16 protein-coding genes are annotated in these 16,525 nt (G+C 74.2%); 5 read left to right on the top strand and 11 right to left on the bottom strand.

What is annotated here, in order from left to right; all coding sequences use genetic code 11:
• Positions 1-32: 32 nt before the first annotated feature.
• Entirely contained in the window at positions 33-1,343 is a 1,311-nt protein-coding gene (gene ectB, locus ACT7CP_RS14655; protein WP_445442762.1) for a diaminobutyrate--2-oxoglutarate transaminase, read from the top strand.
• Between the two features lie 94 nt (positions 1,344-1,437).
• Here ectB and ACT7CP_RS14660 read toward each other — a convergent pair whose 3' ends face one another.
• Genes ACT7CP_RS14660 through ACT7CP_RS14670 form a run of 3 tightly spaced genes read right to left on the bottom strand, consistent with a single transcriptional unit; the run spans position 1,438 to position 4,462 of the window.
• Positions 1,438-1,905 (bottom strand): YybH family protein, encoded by a 468-nt coding sequence (locus tag ACT7CP_RS14660; RefSeq protein WP_445442763.1) that lies wholly within the window; start codon positions 1,903-1,905, stop codon positions 1,438-1,440.
• 41 nt (positions 1,906-1,946) lie between these two features.
• Positions 1,947-2,609 (bottom strand): response regulator transcription factor, encoded by a 663-nt coding sequence (locus ACT7CP_RS14665; RefSeq protein ID WP_445442764.1) that lies wholly within the window; start codon positions 2,607-2,609, stop codon positions 1,947-1,949.
• On the bottom strand, positions 2,606-4,462 hold the full coding sequence (locus ACT7CP_RS14670) for a sensor histidine kinase (RefSeq protein WP_445442765.1): 1,857 nt from the start codon (positions 4,460-4,462) through the stop codon (positions 2,606-2,608). The genes ACT7CP_RS14665 and ACT7CP_RS14670 overlap by 4 nt, the downstream gene beginning before the upstream one ends.
• 159 nt (positions 4,463-4,621) lie before the next feature.
• On the opposite strand from ACT7CP_RS14670, the gene ACT7CP_RS14675 reads away from it, so the two are divergent.
• On the top strand, positions 4,622-6,049 hold the full coding sequence (locus tag ACT7CP_RS14675) for a CitMHS family transporter (RefSeq protein ID WP_445443997.1): 1,428 nt from the start codon (positions 4,622-4,624) through the stop codon (positions 6,047-6,049).
• Between the two features lie 155 nt (positions 6,050-6,204).
• Here ACT7CP_RS14675 and ACT7CP_RS14680 read toward each other — a convergent pair whose 3' ends face one another.
• Positions 6,205-7,668, bottom strand: a complete 1,464-nt coding sequence (locus ACT7CP_RS14680) for a DUF2079 domain-containing protein (RefSeq protein WP_445442766.1) — start codon at positions 7,666-7,668, stop codon at positions 6,205-6,207.
• Between the two features lie 108 nt (positions 7,669-7,776).
• Entirely contained in the window at positions 7,777-8,208 is a 432-nt protein-coding gene (locus tag ACT7CP_RS14685; protein WP_307505669.1) for a DUF5997 family protein, read from the bottom strand.
• Positions 8,209-8,310: 102 nt separating this feature from the next.
• Between ACT7CP_RS14685 and ACT7CP_RS14690 the strand changes: the two genes are divergently transcribed.
• Positions 8,311-9,348 (top strand): LysR substrate-binding domain-containing protein, encoded by a 1,038-nt coding sequence (locus tag ACT7CP_RS14690; protein WP_445442767.1) that lies wholly within the window; start codon positions 8,311-8,313, stop codon positions 9,346-9,348.
• A 21-nt stretch (positions 9,349-9,369) separates the two neighbouring features.
• On the opposite strand, the gene ACT7CP_RS14695 is transcribed toward ACT7CP_RS14690, so the two are convergent.
• Complete coding sequence (locus ACT7CP_RS14695) at positions 9,370-10,101, bottom strand: SGNH/GDSL hydrolase family protein (RefSeq protein WP_445442768.1); 732 nt, start codon at positions 10,099-10,101, stop codon at positions 9,370-9,372.
• On the opposite strand from ACT7CP_RS14695, the gene ACT7CP_RS14700 reads away from it, so the two are divergent.
• Positions 10,100-10,549, top strand: coding sequence for a hypothetical protein (locus ACT7CP_RS14700; protein ID WP_445442769.1), 450 nt, complete (start codon positions 10,100-10,102; stop codon positions 10,547-10,549). The genes ACT7CP_RS14695 and ACT7CP_RS14700 overlap by 2 nt on opposite strands.
• 24 nt (positions 10,550-10,573) lie before the next feature.
• Here the strand turns inward: ACT7CP_RS14700 and ACT7CP_RS14705 are convergent, their stop codons facing one another.
• From ACT7CP_RS14705 to ACT7CP_RS14725, 5 genes are read right to left on the bottom strand one after another with little or no spacing between them, the layout of a single operon-like run.
• Positions 10,574-11,470, bottom strand: coding sequence for a prenyltransferase (locus ACT7CP_RS14705; protein WP_445442770.1), 897 nt, complete (start codon positions 11,468-11,470; stop codon positions 10,574-10,576).
• Positions 11,463-11,831, bottom strand: a complete 369-nt coding sequence (locus tag ACT7CP_RS14710; RefSeq protein WP_413961741.1) for a lycopene cyclase domain-containing protein — start codon at positions 11,829-11,831, stop codon at positions 11,463-11,465. Before ACT7CP_RS14710 ends, ACT7CP_RS14705 begins: the two co-directional genes overlap by 8 nt.
• Entirely contained in the window at positions 11,828-12,172 is a 345-nt protein-coding gene (locus ACT7CP_RS14715) for a lycopene cyclase domain-containing protein (protein ID WP_413961742.1), read from the bottom strand. Before ACT7CP_RS14715 ends, ACT7CP_RS14710 begins: the two co-directional genes overlap by 4 nt.
• The gene (crtI, locus tag ACT7CP_RS14720; RefSeq protein ID WP_445442771.1) at positions 12,172-14,802 is read right to left on the bottom strand and encodes a phytoene desaturase family protein; all 2,631 of its coding nucleotides are present in this window, start codon (positions 14,800-14,802) and stop codon (positions 12,172-12,174) included. The genes ACT7CP_RS14715 and crtI overlap by 1 nt, the downstream gene beginning before the upstream one ends.
• Positions 14,799-15,869 (bottom strand): polyprenyl synthetase family protein, encoded by a 1,071-nt coding sequence (locus ACT7CP_RS14725; RefSeq protein ID WP_445442772.1) that lies wholly within the window; start codon positions 15,867-15,869, stop codon positions 14,799-14,801. Before ACT7CP_RS14725 ends, crtI begins: the two co-directional genes overlap by 4 nt.
• A 44-nt stretch (positions 15,870-15,913) precedes the next feature.
• Between ACT7CP_RS14725 and idi the strand changes: the two genes are divergently transcribed.
• Positions 15,914-16,480: an isopentenyl-diphosphate Delta-isomerase gene (idi, locus tag ACT7CP_RS14730; RefSeq protein ID WP_413961745.1), complete on the top strand. Its 567-nt coding sequence runs from the start codon at positions 15,914-15,916 to the stop codon at positions 16,478-16,480.
• Positions 16,481-16,525 lie beyond the last annotated feature (45 nt).

Raw genomic sequence — 16,525 nt, forward strand, 5'->3', positions numbered from 1 at the left:
GGTCGCCGCTGAGCATCAAGGAGCGAGACGGCATGACGATCTTCGAGCAGATGGAGTCCGAGGTCCGGAGCTACAGCCGCGGCTGGCCGGTCGTGTTCGACCGCGCCGTGGGCAGCGAGATGTTCACCGCCGACGGCGACCGCTACCTCGACTTCTTCGCCGGCGCGGGCGCCCTCAACTACGGGCACAACAACCCGGCTCTCAAGCAGAAGCTGGTCGACTACATCCTCCGCGACGGCGTCACGCACTCCCTCGACATGTTCACGGAGGCCCGTCGCGACTTCCTGCAGACGTTCCAGGACGTCATCCTCCAGCCGCGCGGGCTCGACTACCGCATCATGTTCCCCGGCCCGGGCGGCGCGAACGCGGTCGAGGCCGCGCTGAAGCTCGCGCGCAAGGTCACCGGCCGCACCACCATCGTGCACTTCACCAACTCGTTCCACGGCATGACCGAGGGCGCGCTCGCGGTCACCGGCAACGCGCTCAAGCGCGGCGGCGCCGGCCACCCGCTGCACCACGCGGTCGCGGTGCCGTTCGACGGCTACCTCGGCGGCGAGACCGACAGCCTCGCGTACTTCGCGAAGCTCCTCGACGACTCGGGCTCGGGATTCGACACGCCCGCCGGCGTCATCGTCGAGACCGTGCAGGGCGAGGGCGGCATCAACGTCGCGAGCCCGGAGTGGCTGCGGGCGCTGCGGGAGCTCTGCACGCGCCACGGCATCGTGCTCATCGTCGACGACGTGCAGATGGGCTGCGGCCGCACCGGCGGGTTCTTCAGCTTCGAGGAGGCCGGCATCGTCCCCGACATCGTCACGCTCTCCAAGTCCATCGGCGGCTACGGCCTGCCCATGGCCCTCACGCTGCTGAAGCCCGAGCTCGACCAGTGGAAGCCGGGCGAGCACAACGGCACGTTCCGCGGCATCGCGCCCGCGTTCCTCACGGGCGCCGAGGCGCTGCGGCAGTACTGGACCGACGGCGAGCTCGAGGCGTCCACGCTGCGCAAGGGCGAGCGGATCCACGAGGTCTTCACCGAGATCGCGGCCTCCGTCGCCCCGGAGATGCAGCTCAAGGTGCGCGGCCGCGGCCTCGCGCGCGGCATCGAGTTCCCCTCGGGCGACCTCGCCGGCGCGGTCTGCCGGGCGGCGTTCGAGCGCGGCATGCTCATGGAGACGAGCGGCGCCGGCGGCACGGTCATGAAGGTGCTGCCCGCGCTCACCATCACCGACGAGCAGGTCGAGGAGGGGCTCGCCATCATCCGCGCGTCCGTCCGCGAGGTCCTCGGCTCCACGAGCGAGGAGCTCGCCGCCGACGAGGTGCCGCTGCCGGTGGCCGTCGGGAGCTGATCCGACCCTCCTGCTCGACCACGGCCCGGCACCGCACGCGCGGTGGCCGGGCCGCCGTGCGTCCACCGGGGCCGGAGGAGGGGCGGCGAGCCGGTCAGCGTCGCGGGACCGCCCGGTCCGGCTCGTCCTCCGGTCGACCGGCGTACCACTCGTGGAACTCCGTGCACCGGCCGTCGGCGTCGAAGCGGAGGAGCCACACGTTGTCGTAGGCGGTCGCGACCTCGTCGCCGTCGTCGGCCAGGAAGACCGTGCGCCCGTGGGCCACGGCCGTGTCCCCCTCGACGACCACCGGGTGGTAGCTCGCCTCGAACCGCTCCCCGACGAAGGCGTCGCGCTCGCTCATCCACTCCGCGACGATCGCCGCGCGGCCCGTCGCCCGGACCTCGAACGGGTAGTGCCACACGGCGTCCTCCGACCACAGGTCGGCGATCTCCGCCGGGTCGTACGAGCGCCAGGCGGCGACGTAGGCGTCGAGCCACGCGCGCACCGCCGCCCTGCTGACGGCCGGTCCCGTCGCGTCCGGGGGTCGGTGCCAGCCGGGCGGAGGGAGAGGTGGGGCCATCGGGCGAGCGTACGACAGCGGGACGGCCGGTCGTCGTGCGCCTAGCGCGGCCGCAGGATCCGGTAGCGGTGCTCCGGGCGGCCGGTGGATCCGTACTTGAGCTGCACGTCGACCACGCGCTCGCGGGCGAGCGCGCCGAGGTAGCGCTGCGCGGTGGCGCGCGAGACGCCGACGCGCTCGGCGATGTCGGGGGCGGAGAGCTCGTCGCCGGCCGCCGCCAGCGCGTCCAGCACGGCCTGCTCGGTCGCGGGCCGCGCGTTCGCGGCGGTGCGGCCGGGGCGGAGGGACTGCATCGCCCGGTCGACGGCCGCCTGGTCGAGCGGCCGTTCGGTGTCGAGGCCGGCGCGGTAGGCCGCGTAGGCGGCCAGCCGGGCCAGCAGCAGCTCGGGCGCGAACGGCTTCACGAGGTAGGAGACCGCGCCGCCGCGGAGGGCGCGGCGGACGGTGGCGGCGTCGTCGGCGGCCGTGACGAGGATCACGTCGGGCTCGATCCGCCGCACGAGGTCGAGGCCGCTGCCGTCGGGCAGGTACGCGTCGAGGAGCACGAGGTCGGGGCGCTCGACGTCGAGCACGGCGAGCGCCGCCCGCACGCTGCCCGCGGTGCCGAGGGAGCGGAAGCCGGGCGCGGACGCGACGAGGCCCTCGTGCAGGCGCGCGATGCGGAAGTCGTCGTCGACGACGAGGACGGTGAGGTCGTCGGTCACGCGGGTGCTCCATCCGGGTCGGGGTGGTCGGGGGCGGGGTCGGGGTCGGGGTCGCCGGGCGGATCCGCGTCGGGCGGCTCGACCACCCCCGCGAGCCGGGCGCAGAAGACGGCGCCGGCGTCCGCGACGGGCGGCGGGCCGCCCGGATCCGCGACCCACACGTCCCCGCCGTCGCGGCGGGCGATGTCGCGCGCGAGGGGCAGGCCGAACCCCAGCCCGTGCGCCGGATCCGCGCCGCCGCGGCCGTCGGGCGCGGTCGCCGCGGACCCGCCCGCCGCGAGCGCCCGGGCCGCCCGGTCCACGTCGTCGGGCCGCCGCCGGAAGACGCCCGCCGGATCCGCCGCGCCGAGCCCGTCGCCCGAGTCGGAGACGGCGAGGTGCAGGTCGGGCCCGTCGTCGAGCGCCTCGACCTCCACCCAGCGGTCGGCGCGGGATCCGCGGACGGCCGCGTGCACCGCGTTGTCGACCAGGTTGCCGAGCACGGTGGTGACCTCCTCGGGCCGCACGAGGATCCCCCGCACGAGCGTGCCCGGCCCCACCCGGAGCGCCACCCCGCGCTCCTCCGCCTCGAGCGCCTTGGCCCCGAGGAACGCGTGCAGGTACGGCTCGTCGACGAGCTCGGCGTCCCGCATCGGGAAGGCGACGGGACCCTGCTCGAGCACGCCCGCGAGGTAGCTGCCCGCCTCGTCGACGCGGCCGGTGGCGACCAGCCCGCGCACCACGTGCAGCCGGTTCGCGAACTCGTGCCGCTGCACGCGGAGGGCGGTGGACATCGCGGTGACGGCCGTGAGGCGGCGGCTCATCGACTCGAGGTCGGTCTCGTCGCGCACCACGACGACCGTGCCGAGGTCGCGGCCGTCACGCTCGACGCGGGCGACGTCGACGAAGAGGAGCCGGTCGTCCACCACCGCGCGGAGGGACGCCGGCCGGCCGTCGGCGGCGGTCCGGGCGGCGGCGTCGCGCACGGCCGCGGCGACCCCGAGCTCGTCGAGCGCACGGCCCACCGGATCCACGAGGCCGAGCAGCTCGGCGGCGCGCGGGTTGCACACGGTGACCCGGCCGTCGGTGCCGACGCCGAGGACGCCCTCGCCGACGCCGGAGAGGACGGCCGCCTGGTCCTGCACGAGCCCCGCGAGCTCGGACGGCTGGAGGCCGAGGGTGAGGCGCGCGAGCCGCCGGGAGAGGATCCCGCTGGCGACGGCGCCGACCCCGAGCGCGAGCAGGGCGACGACCGCGATGGCCGCGACGTCGACGCCGATGGAGTCGCGCACGGTGGCCGCCGCGAAGCCGACGCTGACCTCGCCGACGACCCGGCCGGATCCGTCGCCCGCGGGTGCGCCGCCCGCTCCCCCGCCGGCCTCCGCGTCGAGCGCCCGCACCGGCACCTTCGCCCGCGCGGACTCCCCGAGCGTGCCGGTGGCCCAGGTCACCTCCTCGCGCCCCGCGAGCGCGACCGTCGGATCCGTGCTCACGCGCTGCCCGAGCTCCGCCGGATCGGGGTGCGCGAGCCGCAGCCCGCGGTCGTCGGTCACCACCACGAAGAGCGCGCCGGTCCGCTCCCGCACCGCCTCGGACGTGCGCTGCACCGGCCCGTCGGCGAGGTCGGCCGCCGCGGCGACGCCGGGGACCTCGGTCTCGGCCGTCACGGCGGCCCGGAGCGCGGGATCCTCGGCCACCGTCCGGGCGATCGCGAGCGCCGTCGCCTGCGCCTCGTCCCGGTTCTCGGAGGAGCTCAGCAGGCCGTACGCGACCGTCGCGATCCCCACCACCACGAGCACGACGAGCAGCTGGAGGACGAGCATGCGCCGCGCGAAGTCGAGCCCCGCCCGTCGTCGCCCCGTCGCCCGATCCACCTCGTGAGCATAATGCGCAGAACGCCGTTTGCCTGCACTATCGCGATGAAGCGGCACAAGCGCGACGACGCCGCGATCCCTGCCTAGCGTGTGACTTTCAGCCGGGCGTCCCGCCCACCGACGAAGGAGTCACGCGTGCTGGTATTCCTGGGCTTCGCCATGGTCCTCACCTTCATGGCCCTCATCATGACCAAGCGGCTCACGCCCATGGTCGCCCTCATCCTCGTGCCGACGATCTTCGGCCTCTTCGCGGGCGCCGGCCTCGGCATCGGCGACATGGTCGTCGAGGCGCTCGGCGACCTGGCCCCCACGGCCGCCCTGCTGATGTTCGCCATCATCTACTTCGGCATCATGATCGACGTCGGCCTGTTCGACCCGCTGGTGCGCCTCATCCTCCGCGTCGCGGGCGGCGACCCGGCCAAGATCGTGCTCGGCACGGCGATCCTCGCGGCGGCGGTCTCCCTCGACGGCGACGGATCCACGACCTTCATCGTCACCACGGCGGCCATGCTGCCCATCTACCGCAAGCTCGGGATGAGCCCGGTCGTGCTCACCTGCACCGCGGGCCTCGCGAACGGCACGCTCAACATCGTCCCGTGGGGCGGCCCGACCGTCCGCGCGGCGGCGGCCCTCAAGGTCTCGCCGACCGACATCTTCGTGCCGATGATCCCGTCGCTCCTCGTGGGCCTCGCCCTCGTCTTCATCTTCGCGTGGACCATGGGCGTCCGCGAGCGCAACCGCCTGGCCGCGCTCGGCGAGGCGCGGGCCGAGGGCGGCATCGACGCCGCCGGCAGCTCCGGCTCCGGCTCCGGCGGCTCCACGGGCGGCTCGGGCTGGTGGCGCGCCGGTCGCGGCGCTCCTGCGACCCCGCGCGGCGGCCTCATCACGCTGGCCCCCTCGCTCGTCCGCGCCGAGACGGCCGCGGTCTCCACCGTCGGCTCGACCATGCTCGACCCCGACCGCGAGACCCTCCGCCCGCGCCTCATCTGGTTCAACCTCGGCCTGACGCTCGCGGTGCTCGTGCTGCTGATCATGGACCAGCTGCCCCTCGCCTACGTCTTCATGGTCGGCGCGGCCATCGCCCTCATCGTCAACTTCCGCGTCCTCAAGGACCAGGGCGAGCGCATCGCGGCCCACGCCCCCAGCGTGGTCGGCGTGGTCTCGATGGTGCTCGCGGCGGGCGTCCTCATCGGCGTGCTCAACGGCACCGGCATGGTCTCGGCGATGTCGGCCTGGCTGGTCACCATCATCCCGGACGCCCTCGGCCCCGGCCTCGCGGTCATCACGGGCGTGCTCAGCATCCCGATGACCTTCTTCATGAGCAACGACGCCTTCTACTACGGCATGCTCCCGGTGCTCGCGGAGAGCGCGGCCAACTACGGCATCGACCCCGTCGAGATGGCCCGCGCGTCCATCACCGGGCAGCCCGTGCACCTGCAGAGCCCGCTCGTGCCGGCGATCCTGCTGCTCGTGTCCCTGGCCGACGTGAACCTCGGCGACCACCACCGCAAGGTGCTGTGGCGCGCCGTCCTGGTGTCGCTCGTGATGCTCGCGGTGGGCGTGCTCACGGCGGCCATCCCGATCTAGTCGGGAGCGCTCCGCGGGAGCGCATGAGGAGGCCGGGCGGCTCGGGGGAGCGCCCGGCCTCCTCGCGTGCGCGGGACGCGTCGGCGGGGACGGGTCCGTCGGCGGGGACGGGTCCGTCGGCGGGGACGGGTCCGTCGGCGGGACCGCGACCGGCCCTACGAGACCCGGCGCGCCACCTGGTACCCGGCCTCGGCGTAGACGATCTCGTAGGTCGTGCCCGCCTGCGTCGCCTCGCCGTACTGGTCGGCGTTGAGGGCGCCCGGCCCGAGGCCGCCGCCGAGCGTGTCGATGACGACGTACTCCGGCGCCGGGTTGCCCGGGTTGCCGAGCCAGAACACCTCGTGGTCGTCGACGAGGTACGACATGAGGCCGATGTCGCTGAGGACGCTCGCGCCGGCGGGCACCTGGTCGAGCGCCGCCTGGGCCTCGGCCGCGCGCGGCGCCGGCTGCCAGATGGTCGGGCCCGCGAGCTCGGCCATCGGCGAGCGCACGGCCAGGGCGATCGCGGCCACGGCGATGACGGGCACGGTCGCGCGCGACGCCGTGCGCAGCCAGCTCTGCCGTCCCGCGCGGGCCCGGGCGACGCCGTCGATCGCGGCGGCGAACACGATCGGCATGAGCACCGCGTCGTAGTGGTAGCCGGGCGCCCAGTACGACTCCGTCGGCGACAGGAAGCGCCAGGCGAGCGTCGGCAGCACGAGCAGGAGGAGCGGCGAGCGCACGGCGATGAACGCGCCCGCGAGGAGGAGGAACGCGACCGTCTCGAGCTTCGGCGCGAGGAGGAGGCCGGCGATCGTGCCGAGCGGATCCGCGAGCGCGCCGCCCGCGTCGAGCTTGGACGCGTAGTCCCAGCGGGCCTCGCGGTTGAAGGCCGGGAGGATCACCGCGGTCGCCAGCGCGAACCACACCACGCCCCAGGCGGCGAGCGCGATGCCGACGCGGCGGTGGAGGGTGACCGCGAGGATCGCGCCGAGCACCGCGACCGTGAGCCCGAGGTCCTCCTTCACGAAGACGAGCGGCGCGGCCCAGAGGGCGGCCGCGAGGGCGCGGCGGGCGATGACCGCGTCGAGCGCGAAGGCCAGCAGCGGCAGCGCGAACGCGATCTCGTGGAACTGGAACGCGACGGCGCCCTGGATCCCCCAGCTCAGCCCGTACGCGGCGGCCACCGTGATCGCGCCCCACCGGCCCACGACGCGGCCGGCCAGGCGGCCGACGCCGACCACCGAGATCCCGATGAGGACGGCCTGCACCACGAGCAGCGCGAACGCGTGCGGCCAGACGGCGTGGACGGGCCCGAGCAGCACGAGGATGGGGTGGAAGTGGTCGCCCATCAGGTTGAAGCCGTCGCCCTTGATGGAGACGATGGGCGCCCGCAGGTGCGCGTAGTCGTCGGCGAGCTGCGTGAAGATGCCGAGGTCCCACGACTTCACGGTGAAACGGCGCCACTCGAGCGCCGAGTAGAGCACGTAGACCGCGGTGACCAGCGCCGCGACGACCACGGAGCCGAGCGTGCCGGGCACGCGGGATCCGGTGATCGGCGCGGGGAGGACGGTCGCGGGATCCGGCGCGGCGGCCTCGGCGGCGTGGCGGCGTCGGGCCGTGTCGTTCGGACTGGTCACGGAGGAAAGGGTCTCATGCGGCCCGCGGATCCCGGCGGCGCGGTCCCCGGACCGTCCGCTCCGCGTCGCGGGGACGCGTGCGGGTCCGGTCGGGAGCCGGGTGAGGCGTCAGCGGCGCGAGCCGCCCGTGCCCTCCTGGCGCTCGCGCTCGGCGGCCAGGGCGGCGCGTCCGGCGTCGCGGTTCTTCACGCGGATCTGCTCCTCGCGCACCTCGGCCTGCGTCGCGCGCTCCTGCACCAGCCACTGCGGCGGGGCCTGGAGCAGCTCCTTGATCTGGGCGGTGGTGAGCGCCTCCGTCACGCCGCCGCGGGCGAGGCCGGCGATGGAGACGCCGAGCTTGCCGGCGATCACCTGGCGCGGGTGCGGGCCGTCGCGCAGCAGCGTGGCCAGCCACTCGGGCGGGTTCTCCGTCATCTCGGCGAGCTCGGCGCGCGACGGGGTCGACTCCTGGAACTCCACCGGGGTCGCCGGCAGGTGCACGCCCAGCTTCTTCGCCGCGGTCGCGGCCTTCATCGTCTGGCTGGATCCGTCGCTCGTCATGTGCCCAGGGTACCGTCGGGGCCCGGAGCGGCCTGCACTAGCCTGGATCGACCCGCCGCCGCTCACCGCGCCGCCCACGAGCGGGCCACCGAGGGGACTTCCGTGGACGCCGACCCGACCGCCCTCCGGCACTTCGCCGCCGTGGCCGACGAGCTGCACTTCGCCCGCGCCGCGAAGGCCCTCAACGTCTCGCGCATCGCCGTGAGCCGCTCGATCCTCGACCTCGAGGCCCTGTGGGGCGTCGAGCTGTTCGTGCGCGACGACGGCCCCACGCGCCTCAGCCCGGACGGCGAGGCGCGCCTCGCGGACGCCCGCGCCGCGATCGCCGCGGAGGACGCGCGCCTCGCCGCCGAGGCCGCCGCCCCGCCGCGGGGCCTCGTGGTCGCGATCGTTCCGGGCGTCACCGTGGCGAAGTGGACCCGCGCCTGGGACGAGCGCGTCGAGGGCGTGCCCCTGCGGATCACGCCCCTCGCGGAGCCGGACGCCGCGCCGGCCCTCGTCGACGGATCCGTCGACGTCGCCTTCCTCCGCCTCCCCGTCGACGGCCGGGGCCTCACGGTCGTGCCGCTGTACGGCGAGGTGCAGGTCGTGATCCTGCCCAAGGACCACGCGCACGCCACCGCCGACGCCATCGCCCTCGCCGACCTCGCGGAGGACCTGCTGCTGCAGCCGGCCGACCAGGTGCCGGGCTGGGCGGGACGCACGGCGGGCGCGGATCCGGTGCCCATGCCCGAGGACGTCACCGGCGCCGTCGAGCTGGTCGCCGCGGGCGTCGGCGTCGTGGTCGTGCCGCACGCGCTCGGCCGCCTGCACGCGCGCAAGGACCTCGTGGCCGTGCCGGTGCACGACCTCCCCGAGACGCGGATCGCCGTGGCCTGGCGCGAGGGCGACGCCTCCCCCGACATCGAGGAGCTCGTGGGCATCGTCCGCGGGCGCACGGCGCAGAGCTCTCGCTCGTCGCGCGACGACGACGAGCGCGACCGCCGGAAGCCCACCGCCGCGCAGAAGACCGCGCGGAAGGCGGCGGGCAAGCCGGGCGCGGCCGGGAAGGGCGGCGCCGGCGGGGCGAAGCCGACCCCGAAGGGCGGCGCGGGCGGCAAGCGCACTCCCCCGCCCCGCGGCGGCCGGCGCGGGCGCTAGGACCCGACCGGGCGGATCCGGTCAGGCGTGGCCGCGGTCCGCCTGCAGGTCGGCGACGACCCGGGCCGCGTGCTCGCCCCAGCGGCGGTACATGGAGGAGTAGCGGAACTCGCCGTCCACGAAGTCGATCGGCCCGGCGTCGGGCAGCTTGATGGACGTGGCCTGCGGGAACCGCGCGCAGACCTCGGCCTTCCGCTCGGACAGGTAGGCCGCGTGGTCCCGGAACATGCCGCGCACGAACGCGCCCGCCTCCACGTACTGCGACACCTGCGGCACGTCGGAGACGAGCACCATCGAGTTGTCGGCGGTCTGCTCCACGAGGTGGTCGAGCAGGTCCTCGAGCCGGTGGACCCACGGCGTGATGCGCGCGAGCTCCAGCGCGTCGGCGACCCCGGGCATCACGAGCACGACGTCGTAGCGGTGCAGCTCGGTGATCTGCCGCACGGCCTCCTGCGTGGCGATGAGGTGCTGGTCGGCGAGCGGCACGGTGCGCCACGCGACGCCGCGCCCGGTGATCTCCGCCAGCGCCCGGGCCGTCTGCGCGGCGACGCCCTCGGCGTGCGTGCGGAGGCCCACGCCGGATCCGCCGATGCCGCCGAGCACGAGGATCCGGTCCGGGTCCGGCCCCGCGACGACGCCGACGGGTGCGTCCGTGGGCACCGCGGCCGTCAGCGGCGTGGGGATGGCTCCGCGCAGGCTGGCCGCCACGAAGGGGCGGACGGCCTGGTGGAGGAGGCGGATCGGCGTGGACATGGGCTCCTGGGTTCGGGAGGGCGTCGCGTCCATCATCGCCGACGCCCCCGTGTCGGACGCCGAGCCTATCGTCGTCCACGAGCGCGGCCGGGCGCTCACGCCCCCGTCCCCTCCCCTGGAGCAGCAGATGACCCGCGAGCCCGCGCCCCTCGACCACCACCCGCACGCCCGATACCACCAGGGCGCCTGGCGCGTCCAGGTCGCGTCGCAGCCCGTGCTCGGCTACGTCGTGCCCACCGCGCGCGCCGCCGGATCCGCGCCCGTCTTCGAGGTGTACGCCGATGCGGTCGACGACTCCGGCCGGCGCGTCTGGGTCTCGACCGCGGTCACGCTGGAGGCCGCGATCGCCTGGATGCGGGAGCACGACATGGAGCTCCTGTCGTTCGCGGGCGAGCACGCCCGGCGCCGGCGCGAGCTCGCGACCGGGATGATGCCGACGCACTACTGAGCGCGGGCGGCGCGGGCGGCGCGGTCAGGCGGTCGTGCGCCAGAACACGATCAGCAGCAGGGTCACCACGAAGCCGGACAGGAAGTTGAGGCCGAGGAACCGGCGCCAGCCCCGGTTGGCGGCCTCCGCCTCCTCGTCCCGGATCGACCAGAAGGGCGCGGTGCTGAGGATGTACGGGATCACGAGCACGGCCGCGATGATCCCCGGCAGCCCGGTGGACAGCATCGCGAGGCCGGCCGCGGCGTACGCGAGCACGGCGATCCGCACGGTGGCGGCCCCGCCGAGCACGGTCGCGATGGACGAGATGCCACCGTCCCGGTCGGCCCCGATGTCCTGCACGGCGCCGAACGCGTGCGACGCGACGCCCCACAGGAAGAAGGCCGCGAGGATCGCCCACAGCGCGGGCGTGAAGGCGCCGCCCGCGAGCACGATGCCGTAGACCGCTGGCGAGGTGAAGTGCGTGCTCGAGGTGAGCGAGTCGAGGATCGGGCGCTCCTTGAAGCGGAGGCCCTTGAGCGAGTACGCGACCACGGCGAAGACGCTCACGGCGAGCACCGCGGTGCTGGCGGCCGAACCCACGACGACGAGGTAGGCGAGGAACGGCACGTTGGTGACGAGCACCGCGACGAGCACGGGCCGGTGCATGGCGCGCGCGAGCACCGCGCCCTCCACCCCGCCCTTCCGCGGGTTCCGCATGTCGGACTCGTAGTCGAAGACGTCGTTGATGCCGTACATCGCGAGGTTGTACGGGATGAGGAAGTAGAGGGTGCCGAGCACGGCCGTGAGGTCGAGCTCGCGCGTGACCGTGAGGTACGCGGCCGCGAACGGGAACGCCGTGTTCACCCAGGAGAGCGGGCGCGACGAGAGCACGATCGTGCGCAGCACCTCGCCGACGCCCGCTCGCGTCCGCACGTCACTCATGCGCTTCGATGCCGGACACGCTGCGGCGGCGGCGCAGCAGGTACCAGACCGCCGGCAGCAGCACGAGGGCGGCGATCGCGTAGGCGAAGTCCTCGATGGGGGCGACGCCGAGGATCAGGCCGACGAGCTTGTCGGGGTCGTAGCCGACGAGGCCCACCTGGATCATGATGTTGTCGAAGATCAGCGTCATCACGAGCAGGATCGCGACGGGCATGCGCCGGTACCAGTAGTACTCGGGGTAGTCGAAGCGGCTGGATCCGTACGGCACGGCGGCCGCCTCGCGCAGCAGCAGGCGGCGGAAGAGGAACCCGACGACCGCGACGGGTAGCAGGAACAGCAGGTCGAGCACGAGGTAGCTCATCGGTTGGCGCGCTCCCTCGCCCGGGCGACGTGGTGGTCGGCGAGGCGGCTGAACCCGTTGACGAGGTTCATCGTGAGGTAGCAGAGCAGCGTGAGGAAGAAGACCTCCTCGATCGGCAGCTCCGGGCCCACGAGGATCCCCGTCATGAACGCGGTCTCCCCGCGGAAGAAGATGCCCTGCGAGATGCCGGCGACGTCCCACGCGAGGAAGAACGCGACGCCGATGAGGGTGGTGAGCGCCGCGGCGGTGCGGTCGCGCCAGAAGAAGAGTCGCCAGCGCCGGTCGAGGAGCATCATGCAGCCGATGGTGATGAGGAGCAGCGCCAGGTAGACGAGCCCCATCAGACCACCGGGCGGCCGACCGTGCGCACGAGGGGCTCGGCGCCGGGTCCGGTCGACACGTCGCCGCGGAGGCGCTTCACGAGGATCTCGGCGCTGATGAGGCACATGGGCAGGCCGATGCCGGGGATGGTGGATCCGCCGGCGTAGTGCAGCCCGTCGACCCGCTTGCTCGTGTTGCCGGCGCGGAACATGGCCGACTGCGCGAGCGTGTGCGCGGGCCCGAGGATGGTGCCCTTCCAGGAGTGCAGGTCGGCCTGGAAGTCGCCGGGGCCCGAGGTGCGGCGGACGACGACGCGCTCGGCGAGGTCGGGGATGCCGGCCCAGTCGGAGATCTGCTGGATCGCGCGGTCGGCGATCTCCTCCACGCGCGCGTCGCCGGCGCCGTCGATGCCACCGCGGCCGATGGTCGGGTCGGCCGGGATGGGCACGAGGATGAACACGTTCTCGTGGCCGTCGGGCGCGACCGAGCCGTCGGTGGCGCTGGGCCGACAGACGTAGATGCTCGCGGGATCCGGCACCGAGGTGGCGCCGCCCTTCGGCGGGAAGATCTGCGAGAAGTTGCGGTCCCAGTCCTCCGTGAACAGCAGCGTGTGGTGGTGCAGCTCGGGCAGCTCGCCGCGGACGCCGAGGTACACGAGCACGGCGCCGGGGCCGGCGGTGGCCTTGTCCCAGTACGACTGCGGGTACGTGCGGAACGCCTCGGGGATGAGCTCGGTCTCGGTGTGGTGCAGGTCGGCGGTGGAGACGACCACGTCGGCCTCGAGCGTCTCGGTGCCCGCGTCGGTCGTGATCTGCACGCCGCGCGCCACCGCGCGGCCGGCCTTCGTCGGCTCCGTGAGGATGCGCGACACGGGCGCGCCCGTGCGGATCTCCACGCCCCCGGCGCGCGCCACCCGCTCGATCGCGTCGATGACGGTGATGAGGCCGCCCTGCGGGTAGAGCACGCCGTCCTCGAGGTCGAGGTGGCTCATCAGGTGGTACATGCTCGGCGCGAGCTTGGGCGAGGAGCCGAGGAACACGGCCGGGTAGCCGAGGATCTGGCGGAGCCGGTGGTCCGTGACGGCGCGCGCCACGTGGGTCTCGAGCGGCGTGAGCAGCAGCTTCGCGAGCGTGCCCGTGCGGGTGAGGACGTCGCGCTTCGCGAGCGGCCGGTAGTCCGCGAAGGTCGTGTAGAGGAAGCGCTTCTTCGCCATCTCGTAGACGTCCTTCGCGGAGTCGAGGTAGCGGGTCATCGCGGGGCGGGATCCGGGCTCGACGCTCTCGAAGAGGTCGAGGTTCGCCTCGCGGGAGTCGCGGATGTCGATGGGCTCGGGATCGCCCTCGAAGAGCACGCGGTAGCCGGGCAGGCGCACGAGGTCGAGCTGCTCCGCGGCGCTGGATCCCAGGAGCTTGAAGAAGTGGTCGAACACCTCGGGCATGAGGTACCAGCTGGGGCCGAGGTCGAAGCGGAAGCCGTCCTTCTCCCAGGAGCCGGCGCGGCCGCCGACCTGGTCGCGGCCCTCGACGAGGGTGACGCGGTACCCGTCGCGGGCGAGGAGCGCGGCGGAGGCGAGGCCGGCGATCCCGCCGCCGATCACGATGGCGGTGGGTGCGGTCATGGCGCTCTCCTGCTGCTCGGGGTCGGACGGGGCGGGCTCGGACGGGGCGGGACGGGAGGCGGGGGTCGGGCGGGCGCCGTCGGCACGGGGTCCGCGGGAGCGGCGCACGAGGCGGCCGTCGACGCCGGAGGGCTCGGCGCCGGTGGCCGCGGCGAGCGCGATGCGGACCTTCACGGGATCCGGCACCCGCACGCGCGTGCGCGCCAGCTCGGCCGCGGGGGTCTCCCGGAGCCGCACGGCGAGCTCCGCGAACAGGCCCTGCGCGAGCGCGACGGCGCGGCGGCTGGAGGCGGGGAGGTCGGGGATCACGGCGCCGGACATGCGGAGGTCGGCGTCGATGTCGTCGAGGATGCGCTCCTTGTCGGCCTCCGAGAACGAGGCGACGTCGACGCCGGGGAAGTAGCTGCGGCCGAGCGCGTCGTGGTCGGCGGCGAGGTCGCGGAGGAAGTTGACCTTCTGGAACGCGGCGCCGAGGCGCTTGGCGCCCTCCTCGAACCGGATCCGCTCGGCCCGCGTCGTCGCGTGGCCCACCAGGAACGCGCGCAGGCACATGAGGCCGACGACCTCGGCGGATCCGTACACGTACTCGGTGAAGGACTCCGGGCTGTGCTCCATCCGCCGCAGGTCCATGCGCATGGAGGCGAAGAACGGCGCGGTGAGCTCGGCGCCGAAGCCGGCGCGGCGGGCGGTGATGGCGAAGGCGTGCACGACGAGGTTCGCGCTGTAGCCGCGCAGCATCGCGTCCTCGGTCTCCTGCTCGAGCGCGTCGAGCAGGCCCTCGACGTGCGCGGGATCCACGCCCGCCCCGGCCGCGGCGCCGTCGACGATCTCGTCGGCCACGCGCACGAGCGCGTACACGTTCTCGATGTGCTGGCGGACGTCCGGCCCGAGGAGCCGGGACGCGAGCCCGAAGGAGGTGGAGTAGCGGCGGATCACGACGGAGGCCGTCTCCTGCGCCACGCGGTCGTACTTCTCGAGGCCGGTGGGCGCCTCGGGGGCGGGACGGCGTCGGCCGGGACGGCGAGCGGTCATCGGATGCGCCCGAGCACGGACTCCGCGACGGGCGCGAGCTCGCGACGGAGCGCCTCCGGGACGGCCGGGTCGTCGAGGCGCGCGACGGCCGCGACCGCGAGGTCGCGCGCCACCCCCTCGGCGTAGGCGCGGGCGCCGGAGCTCTCGAGCACCGAGCGGACGAGCGCCGCCTCGCCGCGGGAGAGGTCGTCCTTGCCGACGAGCGAGCTGATCTCGTGCCACTCCGACGAGCGGACGGCGTGCGCGATGAGCACGGTGCGCTTGCCCTCCCGGAGGTCGCCGAGGTTGGTCTTGCCGGTCTCCAGCTCGTCGCCGAACACGCCGAGCACGTCGTCGACCACCTGGTACGCGATGCCGATGTCGCGGCCGAAGTCGCCGAGCGCCGTGACGACCGCGGGGCCGGCGCCCGCGAGCACGGCACCCGCCTGCAGCGGCGCCTCGAACGAGTAGACGGCGGTCTTGAGGCGCTCCATGCGGAGGATCTCCTCCACGCTCGGCACCTCGGCGGTGAGCGAGAACTCGACGTCGATGAGCTCGCCCGCGGCCGACGCGAACACGGCGTCGTCGAGGATCTCGAGGAGGTGCGAGCGGGTGAGGTCGCGCACGCCGCTCGCGTCGATGAGGCGGTACGCGTTCACGAGCGCGAGGTCGCCCGCGATGACGGCGGCCGACATGCCGCGGTGCTCGGCGAGCGGCTGCGGGAGGCCCTGGGTGGTCGCGATGTCGCGGTAGGCGCCGGAGACGTTGGGGCCGCCGCGCCGGGTGAAGTCGCGGTCGATGACGTCGTCGTGGACGATGAGCGCGGTGTGCAGCAGCTCGAACGCGGCGCCGACGTGGGCCGCAGCCTGCACGTCCTCGCCGCCGAGGCCGTCGTACGCGGCCATGACCATGCGCGGGCGGAAGCGCTTCCCGCCGGCCGTGTTCGACTCGAGCGTGCGCCAGAGCTTCACGTACTCGTCGCCCATGACCTCGGCCCGCACGAGGGACCGGGCGAAGAACGCGTCCAGGACGCCGTTCACGTGGGCCTGCCTCGATGTGGAGACGGCAGCGAGGTTGGTGGCGTCCACGGATGAAACCTAACATCGAGGGGGTAACGGAAAGCAGGGAGCGCATGTCACATCACACCGAGCTCGTCGTCCTCCTCGACGACGACGGCACGGCCATCGGGACGGCGCCCAAGGCGACCGTCCACACCCGCGACACGGCGCTGCACCTGGCGTTCTCGTGCCACGTGTTCGACGCGGAGGGGCGGATCCTCGTCACGCGCCGCGCCATCGGCAAGCTCACGTGGCCGGGCGTCTGGACGAACTCGTTCTGCGGCCACCCCGCGCCCGACGAGGACATGCTCGAGGCCGTCCACCGCCGCGCGGAGCAGGAGCTGGGGCTGACGCTCGCGTCCGTCGAGCTCGTGCTGCCGGACTTCCGGTACCGCGCCACCGACGCCGCGGGCGTCGTCGAGAACGAGATCTGCCCGGTGTTCCGCGCGGTCGCGGCGACACCGGTCGACCCCCGGCCCGAGGAGGTGGGCGAGTACCAGTGGGTGGATCCCGAGCAGCTCACGTCCGCCGTCGCCCTCACGCCGTGGGCCTTCAGCCCGTGGCTCACGCTGCAGCTGCCGCTGCTCTACCCCGAGCACGCGGCGCACGTCGGGCTCGCGGACGCGGTCCCCGCGGCCTGATCCGCACCACCGACGCCGAGGGGCCCGGCCGCATCGCGCGGCCGG

The sequence above is a fragment of the Clavibacter rahimiani genome, from assembly GCF_052654495.1.